This is a genomic window from Anaeromyxobacter sp., from assembly GCA_016718565.1.
Classification (GTDB): Bacteria; Myxococcota; Myxococcia; order Myxococcales; family Anaeromyxobacteraceae; genus JADKCZ01.
This window is the reverse complement of sequence record JADKCZ010000010.1, coordinates 151,908-169,455: the sequence shown is the minus strand read 5'-3', so window position 1 is coordinate 169,455 and position 17,548 is coordinate 151,908. Positions and strand designations below refer to the sequence as shown.

The following is a 17,548-nucleotide window of genomic DNA, read 5'->3' as shown; positions in this document are numbered from 1 at the left end:
CCTCCACCTACCGCGCCACCGGCCTGCGCTCCTGGGCGGCCTCCAGCTCGCGCAGCTTCCGCTCCAGCGTGGCGCGCAGCGCCACCTGCTCGGCCGGCGGCTCGTCGCCCAGGTTGCGCTGGGCCCTCCGCCAGGCGGCCTGGGCGTCGATGGCGCGGCCGGCGCCGCGGTAGGCGTCGCCCAGGTGATCCAGCACCGAGGGATCCGGGCCGAGCAGCTGCTCGGCCTGCTCCAGCAGCCTCACCGCCTCCTGGTGGTCGCCGCGCCGGGAGCGGATGTAGCCCAGGGAGTCCACGATGTGCCCGCTGCGCGGCGAGGCCCGGAGCGCCCGGCGCACCAGCGCCTCGGCCTCCTCCAGCCGCACCCCCTGCTCGGCCCAGGTGAAGCCAACGAAGTTGAGCGCCTCCACGTGGTCCGGCGCCACCGCCAGCAGGACCTGCAGCTGGGCCACGGCGTCGTCGGGCCGGCCGGCCCGCTCGTAGGCCGCCCCCAGAGCGTAGCGCAGCGCCTGCTCGCCCGGGTGGGCCGCCACCGCCACCTCCAGCGCCGCCACCGCCTCGCCGGCCCGCCCGGCCCGCGCCAGCCCCTCGGCCAGCGCCGGGTAGAGCTCGGCGAGCGCCGCCAGGTCGCCGGTGGCCTCCCGCTCGGCGACCACCAGCCGGAGCTGCTCGACCGCCTCCCCGGCCCGCCCCGCGCGGCCCAGCACCAGCGCCCGGGCCGCCACCAGGCGCGGCTCGCCCGGGCGGGCCGCCAGCGCCGGGTCGAGCGCGGCCGCGGCCTCGGCGTGGCGCCCGGCGCGGGAGAGCGCGTAGGACTGCGCCGCCCGGGCCGTGAACCAGGTGTCGCCGGCGCCCACCGGCACCTGCCCCAGCGCCGCGGCCGACTCGTCCCAGCGCCGCAGCTCCTGGAGCGCCAGCCCCTCCACCAGCCGCAGCCGGGCCCCCGCCGCCGGCAGCACGAGCCCCTGGCGCGCCGCCGCCAGCGCCTGGGCCGGGTGGGCGGCGTCCAGCCACTCGAAGGCCACCCGCAGGTGCGCCTCCCAGGCCTCGCCGGCCAGCGCCAGGTGGCGGCCGAACCACTCGCCCGCCACCACCACCTCGTCCTGGCGCAGGGCCAGCCGGCCCATGCCGAGCAGGGCGTCCTCGTCGTCGGGGTCGAGGCGCAGCAGGGCCAGGAGGTCGCGGCGGGCCTCCTCGGGGCGGCCCAGCCCCTCGTGCACCTCGGCCAGCAGCTTCCAGGTCTCGGCGTCGGCCCGGCTCCGCGCCAGGGCCTTCTCGAGCGCCGCCTCGGCGCGCGCCAGGTCGCGCCGCTCCAGGAGCGCCCGCCCCAGCTCGCGATAGCCCATGCCGTCGGTGCCCACCTGGGCCACGCCCTCGTCGAGGACCCTGAGCGCGCCGTCGAGGTCCCCCGCCTCCAGGCGCAGCTCGGAGGCCATCCGCCAGGGCTCGGCGTCGCCGGCCTCGCCGGCGCGCACCCGCGCCCCCTCCACCGCCTGGGCCGCCGCCAGCGCCTGCGCCGCCTGGTCGTGCTCCCGCCGGGCCGCGTGGATGCGGGCCAGCAAGAGGTGCGCCGCCGTGGCCGGCCGCCCCTCGCCGTCCAGCGAGAGGGCGCGGCGCGCCTCGCCCTCGGCGGCCTCCATCCGGCCGGTGAGCGCCAGGGCCTCGGCGTGGGCGGCGCGCAGCTCGGCGCTGGCATCGTCGTAGGCCACCGCCAGCCGCAGCGCCTCGGCGGCCGCCGGGAGGTCCCCCGCCACCGCCAGCCGGCGGGCGGCCAGGTAGTGGGCCACGGCGCGCGGGGAGGTGAGGTGGCCGGAAGGTGGGGTGCCGCGGACCTCGCGCATGGCGTCGGGGTCGGGGCGGGCGCGGGAGGCGGGCTGGGTCGGGGTCGGGGTCGAGGTCGAGGGCGGGGTCGGGGTCGGGGTCGGGGTCGGGGTCGGGGTCGCGGTCGGGGTCGGGGTCGGGGTCGGGGTCGGGGTCGGGGTCGGGGTCGGGGTCGGGGTCGGGGTCGCGGTCGGGGTCGCGGTCGGGGTCGCGGTCGCGGCTCCGGCCGAGGCCGCGCACAGCGCCAGCGCCAGCGCGGCGGCCAGGGATCTCGTCGGTGCCTGCGGCATCCTCACCCCAGGGATGGTAGCGGCGGGGCGGTCGCCCTTCAACGCGACGCCGCTCCGGGTCACCGCGCCTTCTTCCGAGGGGTGGCCTTGCGCCGCGGGGCCGGCCTGGGGTCGTCCATGGCCCCGGCGGCGTGCTCCGGCGGGGGCGCGTCCTCGTCCACCCCGCCCACGGCGGCGTCGACCGCGGCGGCCAGGGCCCCGGCCGCCAGCGGCCTGGCCAGGGCGGCGCTGGCGCCGGCCGTGAGCAGGCTGGCCCTCCAGTCGGCGTGGCCCACCGCCACCACCGGCGTGGCGCCGGCCTCGCGGTCGGCCCGCAGCGCCGCCAGGGTCTCGCCGCCGTCGGCGCGCGGCGCCAGCAGCACCACCACGTGCGGCTGGTAGCGGGCCAGCGTGGCGCCGGCCGCGAAGCCGGGCGAGGTCACCTCGGCCGACCAGCCGCCCTGCGCCAGCTGCAGCGCCACCCCCTCCCGGGCCGGCCCCAGCTCCCCCACCACCAGCACCTTGCGGCGCGGCGGGGCGGCGTCGGAGAGCTCCGCCGCCAGCGGCATGCCGTGGCGCAGCATGAAGGCCGCCAGGTCCTCCCGCGCGATGCGGCGGTGGCCGCCCGGGGTGCGGTGGCAGCGGAGCCGCCGCGCCTTGATCCAGTTGACGATGGTGGGGAGCGACACGCCGAGCAGCCGGGCCGCCTCGTGGGTGCTGTAGTAGCGGTTCATGCGGGCCCGAACCTAGCGCCGAGCGCGCCGGGGCGAAACCCCCGCGGCCGCCCCGGGGGCGCACGGGCGCTGGCGAGGCGCACCCCGGGTCGTGATAAATTGGCGGGGACATGGCCCCCTCCAGCTACCTCATCGCCGCCGCGCAGATGACCTCCACGGCGGACCGGGCGCGCAACCTCGACGCCGCCGTCCGCCTGGTGAACGAGGCCGCCGACCTCGGCGCCAAGCTGGTCGGCCTGCCCGAGAACTTCGCCTTCATGGGGCCGGAGGAGCAGCGGCTGGCCGGGGCCGAGACGCTGGACGGCCCCACCCTCTCCTCGCTGAGGGAGGTGGCGCGGCGGCGGCAGGTCTTCATCATCGCCGGCTCCATCGCCGAGAAGGTCTCCGACCCGAAGAAGACCGCCAACACCAGCGCCCTCATCTCCGACGACGGCTCGCTGGTGGCGGCCTACCGGAAGATCCACCTCTTCGACGTCAACATCCCGGACGGCGCGCGCTACGCCGAGTCGGAGGTGGTGGTGCCGGGCGACATGGCCATCGTGGCGCCCACCACCCTGGGGCGCATCGGCCTCACCATCTGCTACGACCTGCGCTTCCCGGAGCTGTACCGGAAGCTGGCCGGCTTCGGCGCCCAGGTCATCTCCATCCCGGCGGCCTTCACGCTCTTCACCGGCAAGGACCACTGGGAGGTGCTGGTGCGGGCCCGGGCCATCGAGAACCTGGCCTACGTGCTGGCGCCCGCCCAGGTGGGGCGCCACAGCGCCAACCGCCAGACCTTCGGCAACGCCATGGTGGTGGACCCGTGGGGCGTGGTGCTGGCCCGCTGCGCCGACGGCGAGGGGGTGTGCGTGGCCCCCTTCAACCGGGCCCGCCTGGAGCGGGTGCGCCAGGAGCTGCCGGCGCTGAAGCACCGCAAGCTCTAGGCGCGCCGCGGTCGGCTGACGGGCGCCCCTCGACCTCGCCTCGCCACGGCGAGGCGACGCTCGGGGCGAACGGGGGGGGCGACCCGGCCGCTCAGAAGGCGAACAGGAGCCCGAAGGTCAGCGTGGTCTTGGTGTCCGACAGGTCCCAGCTCGTGCCGGAGCCGAAGTCGCTGACCTCCGCCTGGGAGACGTCCAGCGTCACCATGGTGTGGTTGACGCCGTAGTCGGTGTCCATCTCGCGGGCCATGCCGGGGTCGAGGAAGTCGAGCACGAACCCAACCCCGCCGCCCCAGGCCCAGCCGTTGGTGGCGCCGTCCATGGCGGCCTTGCCGCCCGGCCCGGTCACCCACCACTGGTAGCGGTCCAGGGAGACGCGGGCGTAGGGCACCAGCGGCACGTGGAAGCGGTCCATCAGCAGGTCGAGCCGCCAGGTGAGGGTCAGCTGCAGCGGCAGCACCCGCAGCCCGGTGGACTCCGAGGTGGGGTCGCCGCTGGGGTCGAGCGCGTTGCCCTTCACCTGCCAGTAGCCGAAGCCGGCGCCCACCTCGATGGTGCTGGTGTCGCCCAGCCGCCAGGGCAGCGCCTTGGCGAAGTGGAGCCGGAAGGCGTAGGGCCGCTTGACCCCGAAGCTCTTCTCGAAGGGGATCTCGGCCCCGTCGAACTCGGAGTCGAGGGCCGGGCGGTAGGTCCCGGTGCGCAGCTCGAAGGAGCCGGTGTAGGGCGAGGGCGCGGCGGCGGCGGCGCCGGGCAGGAGCGCCAGCGCGGCGGCCGCCAGCGCGGCCAGGGCCGGGCGGGCGCTCACGAGCGCCTCCGGAGCAGGCGGGCCAGCCCGGCCACGGCGAGGAGGGAGAGGGCGCCGGCCGGACCGCCGCCGCAGCCGCCCTCCTCCCGGCCACCGTCGATCTTGTACTGCTCCCAGTAGTCGTTGACGGTGATGGGCACGCCGTAGGCCGGATCCGAGGCCAGCGAGTCCACCCCGCCGGCCGAGACCGCGTAGACCACCACCCGGTAGCGGGTGCCGACCGTCAGCCCCTCGAGGCGCACGCTCTTGTTGGCGGTGGTGTTGCTCGAGGCCAGCGGCGAGTTGCAGACGGTGTCGGTCGCGCTGGAGCACGGGTAGCCCTCGGCCCGGTAGGTCGCGGCGCTGGTGTTGCTGCCCGTGCCGGCGGCCCAGCCGACGTTGAGGGCGCTGTCGCCCGCCGAGGCCGTCACCGAGACCGGCCGGGCCGGCGCCTCGCGCTCCAGGGTGAGCGTGCCCGAGGCGCTCACCGCGTAGGTGTTGTCGGCCTTGAGGAGCTGCACGCAGACCGTGAAGGTCTGGTTGGTGGAGCCGGTGCAGGTCAGGTTGGCGCCCGCGACCAGGTCGGCCAGGTGCAGCGTGTCGGCGGAGGTGCCGTCGTAGCCCGGGTAGGTGGCGGCGGCGGTCTGCCCGAGGGTGCCGACGTGGGCCACCAGGCCGCTCTTGATGATCTGGGCCGGCACCGGGGCGGCGATGGAGCAGGCCTCGCCCGAGCGGAGCGCCACGATCCGGTAGGTCGAGTTGGCCTCGATGGCCACCGTGCTGGTGACCGTCCAGGTCAGCGAGATGGCCGGGTTCACCGACTGGCAGTCGTTCACGCCGAAGGGGCCGGCGTCCGAGAAGGTGACGGTCTGCGCGCTCGCGGCCAGGGGCGCGAGGAGGGCGGCGACGAGGAGGGATCGGCGGAGCATGGGGCTCGAGTGTGCAAGGTGAACGCCACCGGCGCAAGTCCAGAACCCACCGGTGTCACGGGGCTTTTTGGAGACCGCGGCGCCGGGCGACCCGCCGGCCTGCCAATCTGGCAAAGCGGGGGCGGTCTGCGGGGGGCCCGCTGCCAAACTGTCAGACGTCCGCGCGGCGCGCCATGAGCGCCTCGGCCACCTGCACCAGGTTGGTGGCGCCACCCTTGCGGAGGTTGTCGATGGCGGCGAAGAGCGCCAGCCCGTTGGGCAGCGCCGCGTCGGCGCGCAGCCGCCCCACCAGCGCCGCGTCGTCGTTCACCGCCAGCATGGGCATGGGGTAGACGCCCTCGGCCGGCTGGTCGAGCACCTTCACCGACGGGGCGGCCCGCAGCGCCAGCCGGGCCGCGTCCAAGGAGAGGGGCCGGGCCAGGCCGAGGTGCACCGCCACGGCGTGGCCGTAGAAGACCGGCACCCGCACCGCGGTGGCCGAGACGGGCAGGTCGGGCAGGCCGAGCAGGCGGCGGGTCTCGCGGGCGATGCTGGCCTCCTCCTCCGCCACGCCGTCCGGCCCCACCCCGCCCAGCTGCGGCACCAGGTTGAAGGCGATGCGGTGCGGGATGCGCACCGGCGGCTGCGGCTCGCGCCCGTTCATCAGGTCGGCCGCCTCGCGCTCCAGCTGCTCCACGCCGCGCAGGCCGGCGCCGGAGACCGACTGGTAGGTGGCGCAGATCACCTGGGTCAGCCCGGCGGCGGCGTGCAGGGGCTTCAGGATCAGCGAGAGCAGGATGGGGATGGGGTCGGGGTTGCACACCAGCCCGGCCGCGCCGGCCAGCGCCTCGCCGTTCACCTCGGGCACCACGCAGGGCACGTCGGCCCGGTCGCGGAAGGCCGCCGAGTCGTCCACCACCAGCGCGCCCTCGGCCCGGGCCACCGGCGCCCAGGTGCGGCTGGCCTCGGCCCCGGCGCACAGCAGGGCCACGTCGCAGCCGCGGAAGGCGCCCTGGTCCACCGCCCGCACCGTCAGGGTGTCGCCGCGGAAGTCGATCTCCTGGCCGGCCGAGGCCGGGGTGGCGAGCAGGCGCACCTCGGAGACCAGGGTGTCGCGGTCCTCGAGGACCTCGAGGACGGCGCGGCCGATGGCGCCGGTGGCGCCGAGCAGGGCGATGGAGAAGGGGCGGCTGGACATGGCCGGCGACCTTACCTCAGCGGAGCAGGTCGCGCAGGGCCGGCCCGACCTCCGGGAAGCGGAAGGTGAACCCCAGCGAGAGCGCCTTCTCCGGCACCATACGCTGGCTGGCGAAGACCACGTCGGCCAGCTCCCCCAGCAGCAGCCGCACCGCCACCTCGGGGGTGGGCAGGAAGCTGGGGCGGTGCAGCGCCTCGCCGAGGGCCCGCGCCAGATCGCGGTTGCGCACCGGGGTGGGCGCGCTGGCGTTGAGCGGCCCGCGCACCCGCCCGTCCTCCAGGGCCAGGCGCAGGAGCTCCACCTCGTCGTGCAGGTGGATCCAGGGCTGCCAGAAGGCGCCGTCGCCCATGGGGCCGCCGGCGAAGAGCCGGAACGGCAGGGCCAGCTGCGGCAGGGCCCCGCCCTGGCGCGCCAGCACCAGGCCGGTGCGCACGTGCACCACCCGGGCCCGCCCCTCCGCCGCGGCGGTGGCGGCCTCCCAGCGCCGGCACACCTCCGGCAGGAAGCCGGCGCCGGGCGCGGCCGCCTCGTCGAGCCGCTCGTCGCCGCGCGAGCCGTAGAAGCCGACGGCGCTGCCGGAGACCAGCACCTCCGGGCCGCCCGCGGCGATCACCTCGGCCACCAGGCGCGTCGAGTCCACCCGCGAGGACTCGATGCGGGCCTTGCGCTCGGGGGTCCAGCGGCCGCCGGCCACCGGCTCGCCCGCCAGGTGGACGCAGGCGTCGCAGCCGGCCAGCACCTCCTGCCAGCGGCCGGGGCGGGCCGGATCGCCCTCCACGGCGACGACGCCGGCCGGCAGCGCGCCGGCCGCGGGGGCGCGTCGGGTCAGGACGGTGACCGCGTGGCCGCGCGCCAGCAGCAGCGAGGACAGCGAGCGGCCGATGAGCCCGGTGGCGCCGGTGAGGAAGACGTGCATGACCGTGGGTGTAACGGGGCGGAGGCGCGGGCGCCGTGCCGCCGCCTGGCGCGGGCCCAGGGGGGCGGCGCCGGGCTCAGCTGAGGAGCTGCGCCGCCTGGGCCGCGCCCGGCAGGTGGCTGGTGAACCAGACCACGGCCAGCAGCGCGCCGGCCAGCGCCGCGTAGAGCAGCCCGTAGCCCAGGACCTGCCGCTTGCCCATGGGCTCGACCCGCCCGGCCTGCTCCATGCGGGCCAGGTCGCGGGCCATGAGCAGCTCGGCGCCGCGGGCGGGCGGGGGGCCGAGCACGGCGGTGAGGTACTGGTAGTGGGCCGGCCCGAAGCGCCCCGCCTCGGGCAGCAGGCGCAGCGCCCGGCCGCCCGCGCTGGCCCGCGCCTCCGACACCAGCTCCAGGGCGCCCATGATCGCCACCAGCCAGATGAGCGAGAAGCCGAGCGTGGTGCCGAGCGCCACCGCGCCGAGCAGGCCGAGCACGCCGAGCGCCAGGCCCAGCGAGGACGAGAACGAGGAGGCCAGCGCGTTGAGCGCCCGCCCGCCGTCGAGCGGCGTGATGGGGATGAGGTTGAAGAGGTTGATGATGGCCCACACCGAGGCGGTGGCCGCCCAGAAGGGGTTCTGGGTGAGGAGGTAGGCGCCGAGCGGCAGGAGGGTGAGCAGGCTGCCCCAGAGCGGCCCGTTCAGGGCCACGTAGGCCTGCTGGCGGCGCGAGGTGAAGGCGTCCTCGGTCACCGCCAGCGCCCCCATGAACGGGATGAAGTACATGCCGCGCACCCGCATGCCGGTGCGCTTCATGGCGTGGACGTGCCCGTACTCGTGCACGAAGAGCTGCAGCATCAGGAGCAGCCCGAACTGCCAGCTGAAGAGGATGGAGTAGGCCGCGGTGGAGGCGGCGGCCATGGCCAGGTTGGTGCCCTTGGCGGCCTTGAAGGCGCCGGCGCCGATCTTGCCCGCCGCGCCGAGCAGCTTGCCGCCCAGCTTGACCGCCAGCGCCAGCAGGCCGAGGCGGGAGGTGCGGGAGGCCTGGTGGTGGCTCTGCGAGGTCGGGGTCGAGGTCGGGGTCGAGGTCGGGGTCGAGGTCGGGTCCCCGGTCGCCTCCAGCGGCGGCGGCTGGGCCACCTCCCGCAGCCAGTCCGGCAGCACGTGCCAGGCCGGCACCCGCTGCACCAGGATGGCCAGCAGCACCGGCGCGCCCTCCAGGTCGACCACCTCCACCGGCTGCCCGTCGGCGCCCCGCACCGGCTCGCAGGGCCCCTGGCCGGCGAAGACGCCGAAGGCCACCGAGCGGCCGGCCGGGTCGGCCAGGATGGCGAAGCGCTGGTAGTCGCCGCCCGGCCGGGTGGTGAGCCCGAAGCCGAGCCGCAGCTCACCCCAGGCCGCCGAGAGCGGGGCGGCGCGGCCCAGCACCTCCAGCCGCTCCGGCCCGGCCACCAGCCGCACCCCGCGGACCTGGTGCGCCGCGGTGGCGATGGCGGCGGCCACGCCGCCGAACAGGGCGGCCAGCCAGGGGGGGATGCCGGCCGCCAGGCCGAGCACGAAGCCGCCGGCCGCGCCGAGCAGGATGAGCTTGAGCTGGCCGCGCTGGCGGGGGCGGAAGACGGCTGGTTCCATGGAGGGGCTCTTGTATACGAGCCCGGGCGGGGGCGCTCAGGTTCGGTGGCCGGCGGTGTGCATGGTCAGCCAGCCGCGGATCATGGCGTCGAGGTCCTTCTGCAGCGACGGGCTGGCCCCCTGCGCGTGGTAGTCGGCGGCCACCTCCATGATGCGCCGGGTGATGCGGGCGTGGATCTCGGCGTGGGCGTCGGCGTCCGGGTAGCCGGCGGCGCGCATGTAGCGCTCCTCGGTCTCGAAGTGGAGCGCGGCGTAGTCGGCCAGGAACTGGATGGTCCGCTTGACGTCGTGCGCCCCCTGCCCGGCCTCCAGCGCATCGACCACCGCGTCGGCCTTGCGGAACAGCAGCCGGTGCTGCTCGTCGATCTCGCTGATGCCGGTCTCCAGCATCGGATCCCAGGTGAACATGCGCGGCGCCCCTCCGCCGCCCGCGTCCATGCCCAGGGTGGAGGGGGCGGCGCGGCGGCGGCGGGAGCATAGCAGCGCCGGCCGCCCTCCGGGTGGGGTGGGCGCGCGCCCACCGGGTGGCGGGTGCCCCGGCCCGGCCTAGGGCGTCGGCGGCACCAGCCCCTGCGGGAACCGCACCTCGGCCTCGCTGGCCCGCACGTAGTGCGGCTCCAGCGCCGAGAGGCGCGCCTGGTCGAAGGTGGCGGTGCGGAGCGCGGCGGCGGCCAGGCGGCCCACCGCGGCGCCGTCGGGGCCGACCACGCCGGTGGCCAGCCCGGTGAGCCGGCCCTGGAAGGCGGCGGCGTGGGCGGCGTACCCCTCGCCGAACCCCTGCGGCGCCAGGCCGCCCTGGAGCCCCCGCAGCAGCTCCAGCAGGGCCTCCGGCCCCAGCGCCGCGTCGGCGTGGACCTGCGCCAGCTCGTCCGGCCCGGTGCGCCGGTAGAACCCGGCGTACACCTCGCCCTTCCTGGCGTCGAGCAGCGGCACCAGGAGCGCCCCCGCCTCCGCCGCCGGCGCCGCGGCCAGCGCCATGGCCGCCAGGCTGGACACGCCCACCAGGGGGCGGCGGCTGGCGTAGGCCAGCCCCTTCAGCGTGGCCAGGCCGATGCGCAGGCCGGTGAAGGAGCCCGGGCCGAGGCCCACCGCGTAGCCCTCCACGTCGGGCAGCCGGCGCCCGCAGGCCACCAGCAGGTCGGTGAGCGCCGCCGGCAGGCGCGCCCCGTGCCCGCTGGTGACGCCGGGCCGGTGCAGGGCGTGCTCGCTCCGCTCCGCCAGCACCTCCACCGCCGCCGCGGCCCCCTCCGGGCGCACCTCGAGCAGGGCGCAGGAGAGCGTCAGGGTGGCGGTGTCGAGGGCGGCGACCAGCACGGTGGGGCCATCCTACCCGCGCAGCCACATCAGGTCGTTGCCGAAGGCGAAGACCATCAGGGTGAGCAGCAGCGCCAGGCCGACCCAGTTGGCCAGCTCGCGGGTGCGCAGCGAGAGGCGGCGCCGGGTGATGCCCTCCAGCGCCGCGGTGACGATGTGGCCGCCGTCGAGCACCGGGATGGGCAGGAGGTTCATGAGCCCCAGGTTGACGCTGATGAGCGCCATCTGGAACAGGTAGGTCCCCAGCCCGGCCTCGGCCGCCTCCGCCGCGATGGAGAAGATCATGATGGGGCCGCCCACCGTCTTCAGGCTGATGTCGCCGGTGAAGAGCTTGCCCAGGCCGAGCACGGTGAGGCGCACCACCTCCCAGAGCTGCTGGGTGGCCAGGCCGGCGATCTCGCCGACGCCGCGGTGCAGCGTCACCTCCTCCACCAGCAGGCCGGCCACCTCCAGCCCCACCCGGTCCTCCAGGTGGAAGCCGAGCACCGGGCGGGTCCCCTCCTCGCGCGTCTGCTTGTCGCGGAAGGCCTCGCCCTCGGGGGTGAGGGTCACGACGCGGCCGTCGCCGAGCGAGAGCAGGGCCGGCACGCCGGGCTTGAACTCGCGCCCCAGGGCGTTGACGTCGCGGAAGGAGCGGACCGGGTGGCCGTTCACGGCGGTGAGCCGGTCGCCGCGCACCAGGCCGGCCGCCGCGGCCGGGGAGCCGGCGTCCACCCGGGCCAGGTAGGCGGCCACGGTGGGGTCGGCCGGCAGCACCGCCGGCCCGCCGCCCGGGAGGCAGGTGGGCACGGCCTGCAGCGCCAGCGCCGGCCGGTCGGCGCCGCTGCCGCGCCGCACCGCCATGGCCACCGGCTGGCAGCTGGCCGCGGCCAGCGCCGCCGCCAGGTCGCCGGCGTGGCGCACCTCGCGCCCGGCCACGCTGGTGACCAGGTCGAGCGGGCGCAGCGGGCTCTCCAGGCCCGGGGCCGGCGCCGCCAGGGCGGTGGCGTAGGCCGGGGTGACGCCGATGACGCCGCGGGTGCGCCGCTCCACCAGGTTGGAGTCGTCCTCGGCCGCCGGCACGATGGTGAGGGGCAGGCTGGTCCCGCCGCGCTCCACCACGAAGGTGAGCGGCGCCTCCGGGTGCGGCGCCACCACGTCGCGCAGGTCGGAGAACCAGCGCAGCGCCAGCGCCGGCCGCCCCGGCACGGTCACCGAGCGGATGCGATCGCCCGGCTGCAGCCCGGCCACCTCGGCCGGCGAGCCCGGCGCCACCGTGCCCACCACCGGCCCGGCCACCAGCTCGCCGTTCTGGGCCAGGCCGAGGGCCACGAAGAGCAGCCCCGGAAAGAGCAGGTTCATGGCCGGGCCGGCGAAGGAGATGGCCAGCCGCTTCCAGGGGGCCTGCTCCAGGAAGCCGCGGCCGCGGTCCTCGGGCGCCACGTCCTGGGTGGGGTCCTCGCCGGTCATCTTGACGTAGCCGCCCAGCGGCAGCAGCGAGATCTGGTACTCGGTCTCGCCGCGGGTGAAGCCGAACAGGCGCGGGCCGAAGCCGATGGAGAAGCGGACCACCTTCACCGAGAGCGCCTTGGCGACCAGGAAGTGGCCCAGCTCGTGGACGAAGATCAGCCCGCCCAGCAGGAGGACGACCGCGCCCACGTTGAAGAGGAGGCTCATGGGTTCACCAGGGATGGCCGGGCGGGGCCCGCGCCAGAGGTCATGTAACCCGCCGGGCCGCCTCCCGCTTCCCCCAGTCGCTGGCCGCCAGCGCCTGCTCCACGCTGCGCAGCGGCTCCACGGCGTGGCGCTCCAGCGCCTCGCCGCACAGCTCCGCGATGTCGGTGAAGCGGCAGCGCCCCTGCAGGAAGGCCTCGACCGCGGCCTCGTCGGCCCCGGAGAGCACGGCCGGCGCCGTGCCGCCCAGCTCGAGCGCCCGGTAGGCCAGGGTGTAGGCCGGGAAGCGGGCCGGATCCGGCGCCTCGAAGGTGAGGCGGCCCAGCCGGGCCAGGTCGAGCGGCGGCAGGTCGAGCGGCAGCCGCTCCGGGTGGCCGAGCGCGTAGCTGATGGGCCCGCGCATGTCGGAGACGCCCAGCTGCGCCACCATCGACCCGTCGATGTACTCGACCATCGAGTGGATGATCGACTCCGGGTGGACCACGATGTCGATGCGGCGCGGCTCCACCCCGAAGAGCCAGTGGGCCTCGATCACCTCCAGCCCCTTGTTCATGAGGGTGGCCGAGTCGATGGTGATCTTGTCGCCCATCGACCAGTTGGGGTGCTTGAGGGCCCTGGCCGGCGTGACGTGCGGCAGCTCCTCGGCCGGCACCCCGCGCAGCGGGCCGCCCGAGGCGGTGAGCAGCAGCCGGCGCACCTCGCTGCGGTTGTGGCCCACGAGCGACTGGTGGATGGCCGAGTGCTCGCTGTCCACCGGCAGGATGGTGGCGCCGCGCTGGCCGGCCAGCCGCACCATCAGCTCGCCGGCCAGCACCAGCGACTCCTTGTTGGCCAGGCCGATGACCTTGCCGGCCTCGACCGCGGCCGCGGTGGAGCGCAGCCCGGCGCCCCCCGAGATGGCGGCCAGCACGAAGTCCACCTCCGGGTGGGCCGCGGCGGCCACCACGCCGTCGTCCCCCTCCAGCACCTCGGTGGCGGCCGGGACCAGCGGGCGGAGCGCCGCGGCCGCGGCGCGGTCGGCCACCGCCACCAGCCGAGGGCGGAAGGCGCGGACCTGGGCGGCCAGCCGCTCCACGTTGCGGCCGGCGGCCAGCGCCACCACCTCGAAGCGGCCGGGGAAGCGCCCCAGGACGTCGAGCGCCTGCACGCCGATGGAGCCGGTCGAGCCGAGGATGGCGACGCGTCGCATGGCGGGGGGGGACCCTAGCACGGCCGCGCCGGGCCCCGCCCGGGGGGCCTCACCTGAGGTAGGCGGCGAAGACGTAGATCCACGGGGCCACGAACAGCAGGGCGTCGATGCGGTCGAGCAGGCCGCCGTGGCCGGGGATGAGCCGCGACGAGTCCTTCACGCCGTAGGCCCGCTTCCAGAGCGACTCCACCAGGTCGCCGAGCGGGCCGACCACCGCGCCGCCGGCGCCCAGCGCCAGGGCCGCGCCCAGCGACAGCTCCTCCGGCAGCCGCCAGTGCTGCATGGCGGCGGCCCCCAGCAGGCTGCCCACCGCCCCGCCGAAGAACCCCTCCCAGGTCTTCTTGGGGCTCACCTTCTCGGAGAGCTTGTGGCGCCCGAAGGAGAGGCCGGCGAAGTAGGCGAAGGTGTCGTTGGCCCAGGTCACCACGAAGGCCAGGATGACGAAGTCGAAGCCGAAGCGGAGCCGCAGGCCCACCACCGAGGCCGGCAGCACGCCGCAGTAGAGCCAGGCCACCGCCACCCGCCCGGCGCGGGCCGGCACGTCGGCCTGCACCTCGTGGCGCAGCAGGAGCAGCGAGAGCAGCACCACGGTGGCCCCGGCCAGGGCCAGCCCCGCCCAGCCGGGCAGGAGGTCGCCCGAGCCGCTCACCCCCGCCAGCAGGGGGAAGGCGCCCGCCACCAGCACGCCGTACCACTCCGGCCCCAGCAGCGGGCCCGACATGAGCAGCAGCTCGTAGGTGCAGAGCGCGGCCGCCAGCCCGATCAGCACCGCGAAGGGGTACCCGCCCACCACCGTGAGCCAGATGGCCAGCGGCAGCAGCACGATGGCCGACACGGCCCGCTCGAACAGGTTCCGGCGCTTCTCCGGGTCGGCCAGGAAGGAGCTCACCGGTCCGGCCCGTCCTGCGCCGCCAGCTGGGCGCCGGTCAGGCCGAAGCGCCGCTCGCGCCCCTGGTAGTCGGCGATGGTGGCCAGGAAGGCCTCGTCGCGGAAGTCCGGGAAGAGCACGTCGGTGAAGCAGAGCTCGGCGTAGGCCGCCTGCCACAGCAGGAAGTTGGAGATGCGCCGCTCCCCGCTGGTGCGCACCAGCAGGTCCAGCTCGGGCAGGCCGCTGGTCCACAGGTGGGCCTCCAGCGCGGCCTCGGTGACCGGCCCCTCGGCCGCCGCGGCGCGGGCCGCCTGCACCAGCTCCTCGCGGCCGCCGTAGGACAGCGCCAGGGTCAGCACCATGCCGCCGTTGCCGCGGCTCTCGCCCATCACCAGGTCGAGCTGGCCCCTCACCTCGGGCGGCAGGCGGGCCAGGTCGCCGATGGCGTTGAGGCGGATGGCGTTCTCGCGGATGTCGCCGCGCTCGGAGCGCAGGAACTCCCCCAGCAGCGCCATCAGGGCCGCCACCTCGTCGGCCGGGCGGGCCCAGTTCTGCATGGAGAAGGCGTAGAGGGTGAGCGCCCGGAGCCCGATGCGGCGGGCGGTGCGGACCACGGCCCGGACCGCCTCGGCCCCCTCGCGGTGCCCAGCCACCCGCGGCAGCCCCCGCGCCTCGGCCCAGCGGCCGTTCCCATCCATGATGACGGCCACGTGGCGCGGCAGGGGGCGCGCGCGGACCCGCGCCTCGAGCTCGCTGGGAGGGGTGGCGGCGGGCACCGGCGTCCTATACCACGGCCCCACCGACCGGCCACCCCCGAGGGGGCGTGCGCGCTGGTGCCCTGGGGCCTGCGTTTGACCCGGGACCATGGGCGTTCCATGCTCGATCGGTGGTCCCTCGCTCCGTCGGCCCGTGGGAGATCCTCTCGGTCATCGGCCGCGGCGGCATCGGGGTGGTCTACCGGGCCCGCCATCGGGCGACGGGCCGGCTGGTCGCGCTCAAGGTCCTGGGACCCGCACCGGTGGTGGATCCGCGGGCTGCCCGCCGCCTGGCCCGCGAGTTCGAGGTGCTGGCGCGGCTCGACCACCCCAACGTGGTGCGCGTCTTCGAGGCCGGGGTCTTCGAGGGGTACTCCTACTTGGCCATGGAGCTGGTGGAGGGGCTCGACCTGCGCGCCTTCCTCTCGCCCGCGCTCGACGAGGACGCCACCCAGGCACCGCCCTGCGTCGATCCCTCGGTCTTCTCGGTCTCGGGGTCGGGCCCACCGCCCGACGTGGGGCCCGAGGCCATCCGCTCGCTGGCCACCATGCTCGACGAGCCGGAGACCGCGCCGGCCGGGTTCCACCCCCCGGTCCCGACGGCGCCCCACCCCGAGGCCCCGGCCGTGGTGCGCACCCCGCTCACCGCCGCCCAGCAGGCCGGCCTGAACCGCCCGCGCCGCCTGGAGCGCCTCGGCTGCGCCCTGCGCCAGGTGCTGCAGGCGCTGGCCTACGTGCACGCCCACGGGCTGGTGCACCGCGACCTGAAGCCCTCCAACATCATGGTGGACGACCGTCGGCAGGCCCGCATCATGGACTTCGGCCTGGTGAAGTACGCCGAGGACGCCGTCGAGCCGCTCACCGGCACCGGGCGGGTGGTGGGCACCTACCGGTACATGTCGCCGGAGCAGGCGCAGGGCGAGCCGGTGGACGGGCGCGCCGACCTCTACAGCCTGGGGGTCATCCTCTACGAGCTGCTGGCCGCCGCGCCGCCCTTCGTCTCGCAGGACCCGTCTGCGCTGTGGCACGAGATCCTGCACGCCCGCCCGGTGCCGCTGGTCGAGGTGAACCCGGGCGTGGACCCCGACCTGGCCGCGCTGGCCGAGAAGTGCCTGGAGAAGGACCCGGGGGCGCGCTTCGACAGCGCCCGGGAGGTCCTCGGGCTGCTGGATCGGCGCAGCGCAGCCGGGGCCTGAGGCCCACCTTGGGGTCCGTCCCGCCGGGGGCGGGCGGCCGGCCTGGGTGGCGGGTGGACTGACGGGGGCACCTCGCCCCGTGGAGGTCCACATGTCTTCCCGACACCTGACGCTCGCCCTGCCCGTCCTCGCCCTCACCGCCGCCCTGGCCCTGGCCGCCTGCGGCTCCGACTCCAGCGACCCGCCGCCCGCCTCGAACGGCTGCGACACATACTGCGCCGCCATGGCCACCACCTGCACGGCGGCCGACGCGCAGTACGCCGACCTGGCGGCCTGCACCACCTTCTGCAACCGGGCCCGCACCAGCCCGGAGCTCTGGAGCGAGGGCACCGCCGCCGCCACCAGCGGCAACTCGCTGGCCTGTCGCACCACCCACGTCGGCCTGGCCGCCGCCAACCCGGCGGTGCACTGCAAGCACGCCGGCGCCAGCGGCGGCAACGTCTGCGGCGGCTGGTGCGAGACCTACTGCGACGCGGCGCTGGCCGCCTGCACCGGCGGGCTCGCGCTGCACGCCGACAAGGCCACCTGCCTGACCGCCTGCGCCGGCCTGGCCACCACCGGGACCCCCACCGCCACCTCCGGCAACACGGTGCAGTGCCGCATCAACCACCTGGGCTTCGCCGCCGCGAGCGCGGCCAACGCCACCATCCACTGCCCGCACGGCAGCGTCACCCCCACCGGGCCCTGCAGCTAGGCTGGCCCGGCGTCGGAGCCGGGCGCTAGGCTCTGGCGCATGTCGGACCTGCCGGCCGGTGCCCTCACCTACCAGGCCGTGGTGGCCGAGTACTTCCTCGGCCTCCGCGGCGCCGGCCTCATGATCTCGCCGCTCGACCAGGAGCTGGTGGCCGAGTGGGAGCGGCGCGGCCTGCCGGTGGCGGTGGTGTGCCGCGGCCTGCGCACGGGGCTGGAGACGCTGGTGGAGCAGCGCGCCCCCGGCGCCACCCTGCCCCGCTCGCTCCGGGCCCTGCGCTTCGCGGTGGAGGACGAGTGGAACGCCTACCAGCGCCAGCGGGTGGGCGAGGCGCCGGCGCCACCCGGCGAGGCGGGCGCGGCCGAGTCCCGGCTGGCGGCGGCCCGCGCCCTGCTGGCCGACGCCGGGCGCGCCGCCGAGGGCCACCGACGCGACGGCTACCGCGAGGCGTGGCGGGCCCTCTCCGGCGACTACGGCGGCACCCCGCTCGAGCGGGTGGAGGCGGCGGTGGCCCAGGCCGACGCCCGCATCCTGGCGGCCTGGCTGGGCGGGCTGGCCCGCCCCGAGCGCGGCGGCCTGGGCCCGCGGCTCAGGCTGCTGTGCGGCCCGCGCCGGCGCGGCGAGAGCCCCCGCGCCTACCGGGAGGCGCTGCGCAGCCGGCTGCTGGAGGCGGCCCGCGAGGCGGGGCTGACCTGCCTGCGCGGATCGGTGTAGAAGCAGCCCT

At 76.5% G+C, this 17,548-nt stretch carries 17 protein-coding genes; 4 read left to right on the top strand and 13 right to left on the bottom strand.

Annotated elements, in window-relative coordinates; translation table 11 throughout:
- Positions 1-7 precede the first annotated feature (7 nt).
- Together IPO09_17455 and IPO09_17450 are read right to left on the bottom strand one after the other, a co-directional pair.
- On the bottom strand, positions 8-2,110 hold the full coding sequence (locus tag IPO09_17455; protein MBK9519096.1) for a tetratricopeptide repeat protein: 2,103 nt from the start codon (positions 2,108-2,110) through the stop codon (positions 8-10).
- Between the two features lie 59 nt (positions 2,111-2,169).
- Positions 2,170-2,823 carry an excisionase family DNA-binding protein gene (locus IPO09_17450; protein MBK9519095.1) on the bottom strand — a complete coding sequence of 218 codons (654 nt, stop codon included), beginning with the start codon at positions 2,821-2,823 and terminating at the stop codon, positions 2,170-2,172.
- A 110-nt stretch (positions 2,824-2,933) separates the two neighbouring features.
- Between IPO09_17450 and IPO09_17445 the strand changes: the two genes are divergently transcribed.
- Positions 2,934-3,746, top strand: coding sequence for a carbon-nitrogen hydrolase family protein (locus IPO09_17445; GenBank protein MBK9519094.1), 813 nt, complete (start codon positions 2,934-2,936; stop codon positions 3,744-3,746).
- A gap of 91 nt (positions 3,747-3,837) precedes the next feature.
- Here the strand turns inward: IPO09_17445 and IPO09_17440 are convergent, their stop codons facing one another.
- From IPO09_17440 to uppS, 11 genes are all read right to left on the bottom strand, one after another.
- Positions 3,838-4,548, bottom strand: a complete 711-nt coding sequence (locus IPO09_17440) for a hypothetical protein (GenBank protein MBK9519093.1) — start codon at positions 4,546-4,548, stop codon at positions 3,838-3,840.
- Entirely contained in the window at positions 4,545-5,456 is a 912-nt protein-coding gene (locus IPO09_17435; GenBank protein ID MBK9519092.1) for a fibronectin type III domain-containing protein, read from the bottom strand. The genes IPO09_17440 and IPO09_17435 overlap by 4 nt, the downstream gene beginning before the upstream one ends.
- A gap of 151 nt (positions 5,457-5,607) precedes the next feature.
- Entirely contained in the window at positions 5,608-6,633 is a 1,026-nt protein-coding gene (locus tag IPO09_17430) for an aspartate-semialdehyde dehydrogenase (protein MBK9519091.1), read from the bottom strand.
- A 16-nt stretch (positions 6,634-6,649) separates the two neighbouring features.
- Positions 6,650-7,549 (bottom strand): TIGR01777 family protein, encoded by a 900-nt coding sequence (locus tag IPO09_17425; protein ID MBK9519090.1) that lies wholly within the window; start codon positions 7,547-7,549, stop codon positions 6,650-6,652.
- 76 nt (positions 7,550-7,625) lie between these two features.
- Positions 7,626-9,158 (bottom strand): site-2 protease family protein, encoded by a 1,533-nt coding sequence (locus IPO09_17420; protein MBK9519089.1) that lies wholly within the window; start codon positions 9,156-9,158, stop codon positions 7,626-7,628.
- 36 nt (positions 9,159-9,194) lie between these two features.
- Positions 9,195-9,566, bottom strand: a complete 372-nt coding sequence (locus IPO09_17415) for a hemerythrin family protein (GenBank protein ID MBK9519088.1) — start codon at positions 9,564-9,566, stop codon at positions 9,195-9,197.
- Positions 9,567-9,704: 138 nt separating this feature from the next.
- Entirely contained in the window at positions 9,705-10,472 is a 768-nt protein-coding gene (gene tsaB / locus IPO09_17410) for a tRNA (adenosine(37)-N6)-threonylcarbamoyltransferase complex dimerization subunit type 1 TsaB (GenBank protein MBK9519087.1), read from the bottom strand.
- 12 nt (positions 10,473-10,484) lie between these two features.
- The gene (locus tag IPO09_17405) at positions 10,485-12,128 is read right to left on the bottom strand and encodes a site-2 protease family protein (protein ID MBK9519086.1); all 1,644 of its coding nucleotides are present in this window, start codon (positions 12,126-12,128) and stop codon (positions 10,485-10,487) included.
- A 40-nt stretch (positions 12,129-12,168) separates the two neighbouring features.
- Positions 12,169-13,314, bottom strand: coding sequence for a 1-deoxy-D-xylulose-5-phosphate reductoisomerase (locus IPO09_17400; protein ID MBK9519085.1), 1,146 nt, complete (start codon positions 13,312-13,314; stop codon positions 12,169-12,171).
- Positions 13,315-13,363: 49 nt separating this feature from the next.
- On the bottom strand, positions 13,364-14,191 hold the full coding sequence (locus tag IPO09_17395; protein ID MBK9519084.1) for a phosphatidate cytidylyltransferase: 828 nt from the start codon (positions 14,189-14,191) through the stop codon (positions 13,364-13,366).
- Positions 14,192-14,199: 8 nt separating this feature from the next.
- Positions 14,200-15,048, bottom strand: a complete 849-nt coding sequence (gene uppS / locus IPO09_17390) for a di-trans,poly-cis-decaprenylcistransferase (GenBank protein ID MBK9519083.1) — start codon at positions 15,046-15,048, stop codon at positions 14,200-14,202.
- Between the two features lie 20 nt (positions 15,049-15,068).
- Between uppS and IPO09_17385 the strand changes: the two genes are divergently transcribed.
- The 3 genes from IPO09_17385 (at position 15,069) to IPO09_17375 (ending at position 17,538) form a co-directional block, all read left to right on the top strand.
- Positions 15,069-16,133 (top strand): serine/threonine protein kinase, encoded by a 1,065-nt coding sequence (locus IPO09_17385; GenBank protein ID MBK9519082.1) that lies wholly within the window; start codon positions 15,069-15,071, stop codon positions 16,131-16,133.
- 91 nt (positions 16,134-16,224) lie between these two features.
- Positions 16,225-16,827: a hypothetical protein gene (locus IPO09_17380; GenBank protein ID MBK9519081.1), complete on the top strand. Its 603-nt coding sequence runs from the start codon at positions 16,225-16,227 to the stop codon at positions 16,825-16,827.
- Positions 16,828-16,866: 39 nt separating this feature from the next.
- Positions 16,867-17,538, top strand: a complete 672-nt coding sequence (locus tag IPO09_17375) for a hypothetical protein (protein MBK9519080.1) — start codon at positions 16,867-16,869, stop codon at positions 17,536-17,538.
- Positions 17,539-17,548: the final 10 nt, after the last annotated feature.